The 13885-nt window shown below is 58.7% G+C and carries 10 protein-coding genes; 4 read left to right on the forward strand and 6 right to left on the reverse strand.

The window, feature by feature from the left end:
- The first annotated feature begins 12 nt into the window (after positions 1 to 12).
- The 3 genes from ETC27_RS03285 to ETC27_RS03295 all read left to right on the forward strand — a co-directional run bounded on the left by ETC27_RS03285 (position 13) and on the right by ETC27_RS03295 (position 4238).
- Positions 13 to 1701, forward strand: coding sequence for a BCCT family transporter (locus tag ETC27_RS03285; RefSeq protein ID WP_136253524.1), 1689 nt, complete (start codon positions 13 to 15; stop codon positions 1699 to 1701).
- Between the two features lie 386 nt (positions 1702 to 2087).
- Entirely contained in the window at positions 2088 to 2516 is a 429-nt protein-coding gene (locus ETC27_RS03290) for a universal stress protein (RefSeq protein WP_136253525.1), read from the forward strand.
- A 48-nt stretch (positions 2517 to 2564) separates the two neighbouring features.
- Positions 2565 to 4238, forward strand: a complete 1674-nt coding sequence (locus tag ETC27_RS03295) for a BCCT family transporter (RefSeq protein ID WP_136253526.1) — start codon at positions 2565 to 2567, stop codon at positions 4236 to 4238.
- Positions 4239 to 4404: 166 nt separating this feature from the next.
- Here ETC27_RS03295 and ETC27_RS03300 read toward each other — a convergent pair whose 3' ends face one another.
- The 5 genes from ETC27_RS03300 to dctP all read right to left on the reverse strand — a co-directional run bounded on the left by ETC27_RS03300 (position 4405) and on the right by dctP (position 11293).
- Positions 4405 to 5133 (reverse strand): 3'-5' exonuclease, encoded by a 729-nt coding sequence (locus ETC27_RS03300; RefSeq protein ID WP_136253527.1) that lies wholly within the window; start codon positions 5131 to 5133, stop codon positions 4405 to 4407.
- Positions 5134 to 5158: 25 nt separating this feature from the next.
- On the reverse strand, positions 5159 to 7051 hold the full coding sequence (locus ETC27_RS03305) for a DUF294 nucleotidyltransferase-like domain-containing protein (protein ID WP_136253528.1): 1893 nt from the start codon (positions 7049 to 7051) through the stop codon (positions 5159 to 5161).
- 160 nt (positions 7052 to 7211) lie between these two features.
- Complete coding sequence (locus ETC27_RS03310) at positions 7212 to 7604, reverse strand: DUF4168 domain-containing protein (RefSeq protein ID WP_136253529.1); 393 nt, start codon at positions 7602 to 7604, stop codon at positions 7212 to 7214.
- Positions 7605 to 7781: 177 nt separating this feature from the next.
- On the reverse strand, positions 7782 to 9980 hold the full coding sequence (locus ETC27_RS03315) for a TRAP transporter large permease subunit (RefSeq protein WP_136253530.1): 2199 nt from the start codon (positions 9978 to 9980) through the stop codon (positions 7782 to 7784).
- A 146-nt stretch (positions 9981 to 10126) separates the two neighbouring features.
- A complete protein-coding gene (gene dctP, locus ETC27_RS03320) occupies positions 10127 to 11293 on the reverse strand; it encodes a TRAP transporter substrate-binding protein DctP (RefSeq protein WP_136253531.1) in 1167 nt (388 codons plus the stop codon).
- A 609-nt stretch (positions 11294 to 11902) separates the two neighbouring features.
- On the opposite strand from dctP, the gene ETC27_RS03325 reads away from it, so the two are divergent.
- Entirely contained in the window at positions 11903 to 12676 is a 774-nt protein-coding gene (locus ETC27_RS03325) for an EAL domain-containing protein (RefSeq protein WP_136253532.1), read from the forward strand.
- Positions 12677 to 12948: 272 nt separating this feature from the next.
- Here ETC27_RS03325 and purU read toward each other — a convergent pair whose 3' ends face one another.
- The gene (purU, locus tag ETC27_RS03330; RefSeq protein WP_136253533.1) at positions 12949 to 13815 is read right to left on the reverse strand and encodes a formyltetrahydrofolate deformylase; all 867 of its coding nucleotides are present in this window, start codon (positions 13813 to 13815) and stop codon (positions 12949 to 12951) included.
- Between the last annotated feature and the right edge of the window lie 70 nt (positions 13816 to 13885).

The raw sequence follows: 13885 nt of genomic DNA on the forward strand, positions 1-13885 counted from the left end.
GGAGATTTCCCCGTGGAAAAAAACTCCCCCAACGCCAACAGTGACAAGGACACTCCTGTCTCTGACGGCGTACCCAAGCCAGAAGGCCCAGCGAACCTGATCGATACCGATTACGTGATCGGTCAGGATAATCTGACGACCCGCCGGTTCGGCCTTGATGTCGACCTACATGGCAAGGTATTCAGCATCTCCGCACTGTTGATTCTGTTCTTCGTGTTCATCACGCTGGCGCTACAGGATCAGGTAGAACCGGTCTTCGATGCGGTCTTCGCGTTCCTGACCGGTAACATGTCCTGGTTCTTCCTGCTGGCAGCCAATATCTTCGTGATACTCGCTATCGCGCTGATTTTCACGCCCATGGGCAAAATCAGGATTGGTGGTGCCCACGCCACCCCCGATTTCAGCTACATGGGCTGGTTCGCGATGCTGTTCGCCGCCGGCATGGGCATCGGCCTGATGTTCTACGGTGTTTCCGAGCCGCTGACTCACTTCGGTACCGCCATGAGCGGCACCACGATGGAAAACGGGGTCAGGACCGACTGGGCGCCACTGGGTGCCGCTGCCGGCGACACTGAGGCAGCGATATCACTGTCCATGGCCACCACTATCTTCCACTGGGGCCTGCATCCCTGGGGCATCTATGCGGTCGTGGCACTGGCATTGGCGCTGTTCTCCTTCAACAAGGGCCTGCCACTGACCATGCGCTCAATCTTCTACCCGATCCTGGGTGAGCGGATCTGGGGCTGGCCGGGGCATTTGATCGACATTCTGGCCGTGTTCGCGACCCTCTTTGGCCTGGCGACGTCGCTCGGCCTGGGTGCCTCGCAGGCATCTGCCGGCCTTGCCTATCTGTTCGACATCCCCAACAACGACGTCACCATGGTCCTGCTGATCGTAGGTATCACCGCCGTGGCACTGATGTCTGTGCTTGTGGGCGTCGACAAGGGTGTACAGCGTCTTTCCCAGCTCAACATGGTGCTGGCCTTCCTGCTGCTGGCGTTCGTGATTGCCGTCGGCCCAACCCTTGCGATCGCGACCGGCTTCTTCGATAACTTGGGTTCCTACCTGTCGCACCTGCCGGCGCTGTCGATGCCCTTCGGGCGTGAAGATGCCAACTTCAGCCAGGGCTGGACCGCCTTCTACTGGGCTTGGTGGATTTCCTGGTCCCCGTTCGTCGGCATGTTTATCGCCCGCGTCAGCCGTGGGCGCAGCGTGCGCGAGTTCCTGATCGCCGTTCTGCTGGTGCCCTCACTGGTCTCGGTGCTTTGGATGACCGCTTTCGGTGGCACCGCCATTGATCAGGTGATTACCGACAACTTCCAAGGCGTCAAGGACGCGGCCCTTGAGCTTCAGTTGTTTACGATGCTGGGCCAGCTGCCACTGACGGCCATCACATCCTTCGTCGGCATCGTGCTGGTGATGGTGTTCTTCGTCACGTCTTCGGACTCCGGTTCGCTGGTGATCGACTCCATTACCGCTGGCGGCAAGATCGATGCGCCAAAGCCGCAGCGCATGTTCTGGGCCATCATCGAGGGGGCTATCGCCATCGCTCTGCTACTGGGCGGCGGCCTGGCAGCCCTCCAGACAGCGGTCATCACCACGGGCCTACCCTTCACGGTGGTACTGCTGGTGGCTTGCTACGCCATCATCAAAGGACTGCTCTCCGAGCCCAAGGGTTCAAAAGAGCAGCATCCGGCTTGATGATTGGATGATGCTTTGCGCAAAACGCCACAGGCGGCCCATTGGGCCGCCTGTGGTCGTTTTGGACCATATAACACGTCGGCTAATGCCAAGATGAAGTAGCACCATCATGCAGAATAGCTCTGCAGGCTATAAAAAAGCGTCTCGGCCTGGACGCGAGTTACCTGCTTGACCGGGTACCTGCACGCCGAATGTCTAGAAACGCTTAGATGTACCTGATTAGGGGCCCGCAGCGTCGGCTTCTATCTGGTAAGGCCAGCAGAGAATCGAGCGTTGAAGCGGAACTGGAAATTCGACGGGCAAATGCTCAGACTGTGAGGCACCAACGCTAAACTAAGGCAACATCAAGGAACTACAACCACTTACAACCCGCAGGAGGCACGAAGATGTTCAAGAAGATAATGGTTCCGGTGGACCTCGCCCACCTCGATGTTATTGAACCGTCGCTGAAGATCGTCGCTGACCAGGCGAAGCACTACGACGCGGAAGTCTGTTACGTCGGTATCACTGCCGCCACGCCAGGCTCCGTTGCGCGCACGCCAGAAGAGTTCACCCAGAAGCTCGAAGCCTTCGCCCAGGAGCGTGCCAAGGTCCACGGACAGCCTGTCAGCACCCATACCATCGTAAGCCCTGATCCTATCGCTGATCTCGACAACGACCTCATCGAGGCCATCGATAAGGTTGGCGCCGATCTCGTGGTCATGCCGACTCACCCCCCAAAGCATGCAGATGTCATCATGCCCTCTCACGGCGGTAAGGTGGCGACACATACCAAGGCATCGGTATTCCTGGTTCGCCCAGGGGCCAGCGAGTAGTACCCCACGTCTATACACAACAATCGATAACTTCAAGGGAGACGTCTAGTGGCTAAGCAACCCAATGACGGCAAACCCAAGGCGCCGGATAACACCGGCTCCGAGGGAATTCCGGCGCCCGAGGGCCCGGCTAACCTGATCGATACGGATTACGTGATCGGCCAGGACAACATCACCGCTTCCCCCCTGGGGATCAACGTGGACCTGCACGGCAAGGTCTTCCTCTTCTCCTCGCTGGTGATTCTGTTATTCGTGATCGCAACATTGGCCCTCCAGGACCAGATGGAACCGATCTACAACAGTGTCTTCAGCTTCCTGACCACAAAACTGAGCTGGGTCTTCATTCTGGGGGCCAACGTCTTCGTGGTGCTGGCGATCGGGTTGATCTTCACCCCACTGGCCAAGGTACGTATCGGGGGGGCTGACGCTACGCCCGACTTCGGCTACCTGGGGTGGTTCGCGATGCTGTTCGCCGCCGGCATGGGCATCGGACTGATGTTCTATGGTGTGTCGGAGCCGCTGACGCACTTCGGGACCGCCATGAGCGGTACCACGATGGAGAATGGCGTCAGGACCGACTGGGCACCGCTGGGCGCCGCCGCGGGTGACCAGGCCGGCGCTATCGACCTCTCCATGGCAGCGACCATCTTCCACTGGGGCCTTCACCCCTGGGGCGCCTATGCGATCGTGGGCCTTTCGCTGGCGATCTTCGCCTATAACAAGGGTCTGCCGTTGACCATGCGCTCGATCTTCTACCCGATTCTGGGTGAGCGCATCTGGGGCTGGCCGGGTCATGTGATCGACATTCTGGCGGTCTTCGCCACCCTGTTCGGCCTGACCACCTCGCTGGGACTCGGCGCCACCCAGGCGTCCGCGGGTCTGCACTATCTGTTCGACGTCCCCGATAACAACACCACGCTGATCCTGCTGATCATGGGCATCACCGTCGTCGCCCTGGGCTCGATCATGCTGGGTGTGGACAAGGGCGTTCAGCGCCTCTCACAGCTCAACATGCTGCTGGCCTTGATGCTGCTAGTGTTCGTGATCGCTGTCGGCCCGACGGTCATGATCGCCATTGGCGTGTTCGATAATCTGCTGGGCTATGTGCAGCACCTGCCAGCGCTGTCGATGCCCTTCGGACGTGAAGACGCTAACTTCAGTCAGGGCTGGACCGCCTTTTACTGGGCTTGGTGGATTGCCTGGTCGCCGTTCGTCGGCATGTTCATTGCTCGCGTCAGCCGCGGCCGCACCGTGCGGGAATTCCTGATCTCCGTGCTGCTGGTACCGTCACTGGCCTCGGTCGTGTGGATGACCGCTTTCGGCACCACCGCCATCGATCAGGTGGTCAACCAAGGCATCACCACGGTGCAGGATGCTGCCCTGGAGCTGCAGTTGTTCAACATGCTTGAATACCTGCCGCTGACGCAGATCACCTCCTTCATCGGTATCGTGCTGGTGATCGTGTTCTTCGTCACCTCCTCCGACTCCGGCTCACTGGTGATCGATTCCATCACCGCCGGCGGCAAGGTCGACGCGCCCAAGCCGCAGCGCATCTTCTGGGCGCTGATCGAAGGTGCTCTCGCCATCGCCCTGTTACTCGGTGGCGGCCTGGCAGCCCTGCAAACAGCTGCCCTGACCACCGGCTTGCCCTTCACTCTCGTGCTGCTGGTGGGCTGCTACGGGATCGTCAAGGGCTTGATGTCCGAACCTCGAAGCAACTGAAGAAACGTCACCAGGCCAAGAGCCTGATGACGCCACGTTAAAACGCCACGGGCGGCCCATTGGGCCGCCCGTGGTCGTTTGTAGGCGCTTTCGGCTAACTCTAGGGATAAGGTCGATGACTAGGAGTGAAGGCGATGGCTTTCCAGCGAGGACAAAACAGACTGCTTTAGTGCCAAAGACGGTGCAACGGGGTCTTGGGATCAAAATGCGTCGCCAGTTGCGCCTGAAATAGCTCGGCAGTGGCCAGGGAATCGACCACCGCATGGTGACCCTGGTAGGGAGGCAGGCCATAGCGCAAGCGGCTGTCGTGGAGACGAATAGACGCCGGCGGTCGACCGATCCAGCGCTTGAAGCGGGCCCAGAGCGACTGGCGATGCAGACGTGCCTCAAGCGACATGGTATCGATCACCGGGAAGAGAACACCTTCCCCACGACGCGCCTTCACCGCCGCATTCAGAAACGGGCGTTCGATGTGACGATAGTGCACCACCACCAGACGACCGGCCAGCGCCTCGAGTAACTCATCGAGGATCTCGTCAAGATCCGGTGCATTGGCGATTTCGGAGTGCGTAATGCGGTGAAAGGTGACCGACTGCCTGTTCAGTGGACGCGGTGGCTTCACTATCCAATAGCGCCGCTGGGGAAGATGGATACGCTGCTGGGTAAAGGGCACCAGGCCGATGCTGACGATGGCATGACGCCGCTCATCAAGACCCGTGGTTTCCATATCCAGCGCCACCAGCGGCACCTCACCGATCGGCGTATTCGGATCGAGATCATAGGCGGCGAAGAAACGCTTCAATGCAGGATCACGGACCCTGTCAGCCTGAGCCGCCAGATATTCCGGCCAGGCATTCGGGCTGACCTTGTGTTTACGAAATGGAAGCTTATACATGACTCTTCGCAGCAGTTGAGGGCCCCTAGGGCAGGGGGTAGCGGAACTTCAGGAACTTCTGGGCGTTGCTCAACACCTGGAAGGCATCCTTGAGATTATGCCGCTCGGAGTCGGAAACGTTCTCCGGTTCAATGTTGTTGTCTGGCTCGCGCTCTTCGTCGATATCGATCGCCTGATGACGAATACGCACCATGGAGATGAACTCAAGCGCATAGCGTATCCGCTCGCTGGAACGCCCGACCAGCAGTTGGGTCTTGGCGATATCATCGAGGCGATCGAAAGAATTCTGAGCTCGAGACCCACAAGCCAGCGCATGCACCCGGATCAAGTCGATCAACGGCGCCGTGCCGCGGCGCTTCAGGTTGATCGAGTTGTTCTGCTTGCCGTCCTTCTCCATCACGAAGGTACGGAAGAAGCCCAGTGGCGGCGTGCGGTTCACGGCATTGCGCGCCATGGCAGCCAGGAAAAGCGGGCTCTTCGACGCCCTATCGGCGACCAAGTCCTGTAACTGCTCGACAAAGCCCTCTTCGCCATACACATGATCCAGATCGAAGAAGATCGAGCTGTGTAGCAGGCGCTCGGGGTTGGGGTCATTGATCCAGTCGCTGAAATACTGCTTCCAGACCTGCAGCGGCTGCCGCCAGCGCGGGTTGGTGGCCATGATATCGCCCTTGCAGTAGGTATACCCGCAGGCATCCAGCCCATCGCTGATCCGCTGCGCCAGGGCCAGGAAGTAAGCATCATGTTGCTCTGGGTCGAAGCTGTCATCGAGCACCAGGGCATTGTCTTGATCGGTGACGATGGCCTGCTCGTTGCGGGCCATCGAGCCCATCACCATGAAACAGTAGGGTACTGGCGGTGGCCCCAGCTCCTCTTCTGCCAACTCGATCAGGCGCCGGCTGAAACAGCGCCCTATGGTCGACAGGGCACTGCCGATCATCTGCGAATTCGCACCATCCTTAACCAGGCCCACAAAGCTGCGCTGCACATCATCGCTCAGTCGCGCCAGGCCCTTAAGGCTGGTCTGGTGGTAAATATTACCGACCAGATACAGACTGCTGTTGGTCTCGTAGCGGATGATGTCGGAGAGATGCAGCACCCCAACAGGCCGCCGTCGATGCAGCACGGGCAGATGGTGGATGTTGTTGCGTAACATGCACAACATCGCCTCATGGACTGACTCATCGGACTGGATAGCGATCAGGTTCTGCGTCACCACTTCGGCGACCGGCAAGTCAGCATCACGCCCCGCGGCCAGCACTCGGGTTCGTAGGTCCTGATCGGTCAGGATGCCCACTGTACGCCACTGTTTGCCATCGCCCAGCACGAAGGTATGCGATGAGGCTTCCGTCTCCAATTGCAACACCAGCACCGAGGACACATTCTGCTCGCACATCTTGGCGGCAGCTGACTGGATGGTCGAGTCGGCTTCGATCATCACTGGCAAACGCGAGATCAGCTTGCGGACCCGTGTCGTCATCATGGTGTTGTCGTAGTGCTGATGATCGACCGTCGTCTCGAGCCGCGGGCGCCCCACTTCGACGAAGTCCGCGAAATGTTCATCCTCGTTGCAAAGGCGTTGGAAAAGTGAGGCGGGAATGAAATAGACCAGCGTATCCTCGATCGACTTGACCGGGAAACGCACACGCTGATTTCTGAGCAGGTCGGAGTAACCGAAGATATCGCCTTCGCCAAAGCGGTTGGAGAGCTCACCATTGCGTCGATAGACTTCCACGGCACCGCTGCGGATATAGTGCAGGTTCTCGACGGCCTGGCCGTCCTCACAGATCATGGTATCGGCGCGGAAATAGCCAACTTCGATCGATTCGGCTACCTCATCGAGCAGATCGTCGCTCAACGTGTCAAAGGGCGCATTGCCAGCAATATGCTGACGAATATCCAACAGTTCCACGTCCATGATCACCGCCTCGGCCCAAGTGTCTATTGGCTCCAGTCTCTAATGCTCGACAGAGCCTGTAAAGAGCTTCACCGCGTCAAAACACCCAGACATGCAAAAGGCCACCCGTAGGTGGCCTTTTGCATAATACGTCCGACTCAGGAAAAGCCGGTTACTGGCATCACTCGGCCTGCGGCTCGACCATGCCCTGGACCCGCTTCATCAGTTCCGGATCCTGCTGAATGGCCTGCCCAATGGCATTGAAGGTGCTGACCTCGAGGCCACTGTCTTCGACGATGCTGACCATGTCCTCGTTAGCTTCCATGCGAACTTCCTGCTTGGCGGCTTCGTCTTCGGCATTTTGCAGGCGTTCGGTGTAATCACGAGACACGCTGGCGATTTCTTTGGAGGCCTCGGCGAACTGCTTAAGCGTCTCATCCGAGAAGTCAGTGGCCGGTGCGGCCGCTTGGGCTTGTGCCGCATCGGAAGAGGCGTCTTCTTGCGCGATGGCGGGAGCAGAGAGCATACCGGCGCTCAGTAGCGCAGCCGTTAGCAGGGCAGTCAGGCGTTGCATCTAGAAAGTACCTCCAGTGTAAAAACGATTTATGTCACATCCATGGGACGACAGATATCCCGTGCCGTTCAACTGTGTTGTGTAGTGATTTGTAACGAAGTGGCCGAGCACAAAGCTCGGCCACTTCAGGCTGGGAGCCGCCAAGCACCTGCATGACGGTAGTGACTCGTGCAAGGCTTACCCATAAGCCAAGTTTGGTAGCCAGGTCACAAGCGATGGGAACAGAATGACCAGCAATAGGCCCACGGCCTGAATACCCAGGAACGGGAAGGAAGACTTGAATATCTGAGCCATGGTGATGTGCGGCGGGCAGACGCCCTTGATGTAGAACAGCGCATAGCCGAATGGTGGGCTCAGAAAGGACATCTGCATATTGACCAGGTAGATCACGCCGAACCACAGCGAGACATCCGCCGGGTCCACGCCAGGCAGGCCGAAGACGCCATTGAAACTCAGCCCCTGAATCAGAGGCACGAAAATCGGCACGGCCAAAAGTAGAATGCCGACCCAGTCGAGGAACATGCCCAGCGCCACCAGCAGCACCATCATCAGCGCCAGCACGGCATAAGGCCCGAGGCCCGCACCTGATATCAGATCCTGCACGAACTGTTGACCGCCCTGCAGGATATAGAAGCCCACGAAGATACTGGCGCCAAAGATAATCCACATCACCATGGCCGAGGCCACCAGGGTGGTCATGCAGGCAGCATGCAGGTTGGGCCAGGTCAGGCGACGGTGCATGGCAGCCACGATCAAGGCACCGAAGGTACCGATGCCGGCCGCCTCCACGGGTGTGGCAATACCGGTAAAGATGATACCGAGCACCAGGATCACCAGGATGATTGGCGCCAGCATGTTACGCAGCAGACGCAGCTTTTCCTTCATGTCGACCCGGTCTTCGACCGGCATGGGTGGGGCCATCTTGACATTCAGAGTACCACGCAGCCAGCAGTAGAAACCGTACATAAAAGCCAGTATCAGGCCGGGGATCAGCGAGCCCAGGTAAAGCTCACCGACCGACTGCTGGGCGATAACGCCATAGATGATCGCCAATATGGAGGGCGGAATCAGAATGCCCAGGGTACCGCCGGCCATGATCGAGCCAATGGCGATCTGTGGGTCATAGTTGCGCTTGAGCATCGCGGGTAGAGCAATAAGCCCCATGGTCACCACTGCGGCACCGATCACACCGACCATGGCGGCCAGCAGCGTGGACGCAATGACGGTCGCAATGGCCAAGCCTGCCTTGAGACCTCCCATCCACTTGTATACGACGTCGAATAGCTCCTCGATGATGCCGGCCTTCTCGAGGACCGACGCCATGAAGATGAACAACGGAATGGCCGACAGTTGGTAGTTGGTCATCATCGGGAAGATACGGGACGGCATCAGGTTCAGCATCGCCTGATCACCGACCATGTAGAGAAATACCACCCCCAGGCCCCCGGTCACGAAGGCAAGCGGTAGACCAGCCACCAGCACGACCATCAGGGCACCGAACATCACCAGCGTCAGGCCACCGATGCCAACCGAACCGAGGCTGTTCTCGAGACTAAACGGAAGACTCTCGTAATCAGTCACCGCGATGTTGACCATTTCGAAAAGGGTCCACGCCCCCAGAAAGACGGCGATGATAAGCAGCACGCGTGCAAAGGTCCGGCTTCCCTCATGCACAGGCCAGTGGTAACGGAAGGCCTGAAAGTCCCGAACCATCTGACCAAAGCCCTGCAGCAGAAGCAGCAGGCCACCAAAGAAAAGCATGAACTTCACCGGATAGAACTGGATGGCCCACTCGGTGAAAGAGGTCTCATTGGTATAGCTCGAGCCGAAAAAGAAGGCATCACTCATCGATTGCGAGAAGAACTTCCAGCCGGTCATCATCAGCGCGATGGTGAAGATGAAGAAGAACACCGAGGTCGTCAGATCCAGGGCTGCCTTGTTCGCCGGTTTGGCTCGCTGATAGAGGATATCGACGCGAACATGCCCCCCCTCGCGGAGCGCGAAGGCCCCGGCGACCAGATACTGCATGCCGAACATCAGCGTCATCGACTCATGAACCCAGTTGGTCGGCGAGTTGAAGGCGTAGCGCAACAGCACTTCGTAAGCGAAGGCAAAGGGAGCAATCAACGCCCAGTAGGCGACGTAGCGGCCGGAAAACCCGGAAATGCGATCGACGATGCGGGTGAAAAGGTTGCCAGGCGGCTGATAACCAATGTCGACCACCTCCCCGGCCGGCACTTCGGCGGTATCGCCACCGTCGATGGCACCACCCCGTCGAAAGCTGCGATCGACGAAGAACATCACCACCAGCGGCAGCAACACCAGCGCCGACCAGTAGAGCCAGTGCGGCAGGACAAAATTGATCTCAAGATTCATGCGTGCTCCTTGGCGATGCCATCAGCTCCCAGCAATGGCAACGGAACATCAAGTCTAGGGAATAAGGGGCGGGGCGCGATCACACCACCGCGCCGGGCGTTGCGATCCACAGATCACATCGCCCGGCGGGGCATGACGGGTAAGGCTTACAGATTGAGCTCGTAGTCCTTGATATCTTCCGGGGTAATCAGCGCCACCGCCGGGTCCATCATGGTGTCCAGGTGCGCCTTGAACAGACGGGCCGCGTCCTTATCCTTGTTGGCCCACTTGAACCACAGCGGCACGGCGATCTCACGGAAGCGGTCGGCGTCATTTTCGGTGAGATGGATGACCTCGACACCCTTCTCCTCGAACTTAGGCCAAGCCTCGGCGTTGGCCTTCTGAATCGCCGCATAGTGCTCGCGGGAGTAGGCGGCCACCAGGTCGTGCATGAGATCCTGGGTCTGGCTGGACATACGCTCGTAGACGCGGCGGTTAACCGAGATATCCATCAGGTCGACGGCCTGGTGCAGGCAGGGCGTAGAGGGCGGCCCCATGATGATGTAATCAGCGACCTGCCAGAAGCCAAGCTCAAAGTTGTTGGCCGCACCGGTATAGTCGGCGGCATCAATGGTGCCCTTCTCAAGCGCCGGATATACCTCGGAGCCCGGTAGCAGTGTGGTACGGGCTCCGGCGGCGGCGAAGGTCTCGGCGACGATGCCACCTGGCATGCGTAGCTTGATCCCCTTGAAGTCATCGAAGCTACGTAGCGGCTTCTTGGAGTGGATCAGGTTCATGTCGTGATGCACATAGCCAAGCATCTCCTGGCCCTGCTTGCGGTAGAGATCCTTGGCGAGGCCGAAGCCGCCATAGGCACCGAACATGATGTCCCACTGATGGGGCATCGACAGCCCCATCGGATAGGCCGTCAGGAAAACGCCAGCAGGCATCTTGCCCGGCCAGTAGACGGTGAACCAGTTCTGGCCATCCAGCACGCCGTTTCGCACCGCATCGGCGACTTCGAAGGCCCCGGCTACAGCACCCGCCGGAAACGGTTCAATACTGACTTCTCCACTGGTCGCCTCGGCGACACCCTGGGCCCATTTCTCGAAAATACGATAGCCCGGTGTTCCAGGCGGCCAGGAGGACTGCATGCGGATACGAATGCCTTCCTGTGCCTGAGCATTACCGATCCAAGGGGCTGCGACCGCTGCGGCGGACCCGAGGGCGGCCGTTTTCAGGAAGCTACGGCGGCTAGCCGGTGCCTTGGAGAGGGTTTCTGTCGATGAAGCGACGTCGCTGATCAGTCGGGAAGGATGCTTATCATCTTGCATGGCATTAACTCCTAGGATGGCCACTCACCTCGAGCGGGCGAGATGAGGCTATTGTTGTTCTGGTTACCGTGATCCCGTCCGCAGACGAGAGCGCCGACCGGCAGGCTCATCACATAAGCACTGACCCCGCCGTCGTTCATTCACGTTTATAAGCTAGCGAAAAACACCAGACACGCCATGCCCTCCCAAAGCATCCCATCAACGCTCGCCGGCCACAAAATTGGTCTTACCATCGCTCCAGGCATTGCCAGTACAGGGTTCTGGAAATATTTTCCGGTTAACGCTAGAGGCATGGCCCTGACTTTATTTACGACCAAAGGACGAAAGGAAATGATGAGTAGCGACGAGTCGCAACTAGCTTGTGGGAGCCAAGGAGAGATGAACTGCCCTTCTAGCGCCCCCAAGGGCAAGAAAGCGATAAGACGTGACGGCTACGAGCGGCTCGGAAAAACCGAACAAACGTTAAAGATAAGCCGAGATGTGCCGATACTTACTCGGCAGTAGCCAAGAGAAATAAGCTATTTCGCGGGAAGGCTTGTCGATCTCATGACGGATACTGCATGGGTATCTAGAGTGTAAAAATCGATCAATGCCGAAATGGATGACAACATGGCGCGATGTGCAAGAAATGACCATTCCTGTAACCGCTGCGAGGGACCACTCCCCTTTGACTTCACGATGGCCTTTCAGCCCATCGTTGATCTTGATGCGGGGAGTATCCACTCCTATGAAGCACTGGTTCGCGGACTTCAGGGAGAGTCCGCGGGAAGCGTGATCGGCCAGGTCACGGGCGAGCTTATGTATCGTTTCGATCAGGCCTGCCGGGTCAAGGCCATCGAACTTGCCAGCCATTTGGACATGCGCGAGACCCTGTCCATCAATTTCATGCCCAATGCCGTCTACGAACCACAGGCCTGCATTCAGGCAACATTAGAGGCCTGCAGCCGGGTCGGCTGGCCTACCGCACGCATCAATTTCGAGATCACCGAAACCGAGCTGGTCAAGGATCGCCAGCACCTGCGTAATATCATCGATAGCTACCGGGCAATGGGCTTCACTACCGCGCTGGATGACTTTGGCAACGGCTATGCCAACCTGGACCTTCTGACCGACCTGCGGCCCGATACCCTAAAGATTGACCGGGACCTGGTGAGAGACTGCGATCAAGACCGTCGTCGTCAGTCACTGCTAAGAGCCGTCATCGGTCTGGCCGAAGAACTCGATATCCAACTGTTGGCGGAAGGTATCGAGCGGGAAGAGGAAGCGCTCTGGCTTCGCGATCAGGGTATCGTTCTGCAACAAGGGTTCTTCTTCGCGCGTCCCGCCGTGGAAGCGCTGAGCCCGGGGCTCGCCAGCAGGCTGAAAGAAATGCGTCAAACCTAACCGCCGGCCTGAGCCTTGGTGAGTGCTGTCCGCTACAGCCCTAACCGCTACAGCCTCCAGACAGGCGTGTCTCGCGCAACACACGCAAATCCCTGCCGCGCTATGCAACAAGTCGGTGCCCACATCGACCTCAGCCGCTGGCGCCAGTCGGCCCTTCAACTGGTGACTCATGGCCAGCGGGCCCTTGCGACATCCTCGGACCAAGGCGGCCTTGGCGACCGTGAACCGCTAACGGGCCACTTGGCCCGTTAGCGATCGCTCTCATCGAAGAACTAGCGGGTAAACACCACCGTACGTCGCTTGTTCAGGAAGACCCGACGCTCCACATGGTAGACCACCGCCCGAGCCAATGTGATGCACTCGACGTCGCGACCCTTGGCAACCAGATCTTCTGAGTAGTCGGCATGGCTCACCGATTCCACCCCCTGCGTGATGATCGGCCCCTCGTCGAGATCGTCGTTAATATAGTGAGCAGTGGCCCCGACCAGCTTTACGCCCTTCTCGTAGGCCTGATGGTAAGGCTTGGCGCCCTTGAAGCCCGGCAGCAGAGAATGATGGATGTTGATCGCTCGTCCAGAGAGTTTTTCGCACATCTCGCTCGAGAGCACCTGCATGTAGCGGGCCAGCACCACCAACTCGGCACCTGTGTCCTGCACCACCTGCCACACCTTGGCCTCCTGTTCGGCCTTGGTGTCGGCGGTGATCGGGAAGTGGTAATACGGCAGGTCATGCCAGTCGGCCAGGGGCTTGAGATCCGGATGGTTCGAGACCACGGCCCGGATATCAATAGGCAACTGGCCGATACGATAGCGATACAGCAGGTCATTCAGACAGTGGTCGGCCTTGGAAACCATGATCACTACCGGCATCCGCGTACCCGGAGCGGTCAGTTCGAAGGCCATCTCGAACGCTTCAGCCCGGGCGGCGAAGGCAGCCTGGAAGGACTCGGCGTCAAACGCCGGATCCTGCGGGTAAAACTCGGTGCGGATAAAGAATCGTTCGGTGTGGCGGTCATCGAAGGACTGCTGCTCGGTAATATAGCAGCGGTTCTCCTTGAGGAAGCGGGTAACCACGTCCACCGTGCCCAGCCGGCTGGGGCACTGGGCGGTAAGAATCCAGGTATCGGCATTACGGCTCATTGAGGGGCCTCCTGACGAAGCAGGCCGGGGCAAAAAGCCCCGGCCTGAAAACGCACGTGAAGAAAAAGGG

Origin of the sequence: Onishia niordana, from assembly GCF_004798965.1 — a bacterium.
GTDB lineage: Bacteria > Pseudomonadota > Gammaproteobacteria > Pseudomonadales > Halomonadaceae > Onishia > Onishia niordana.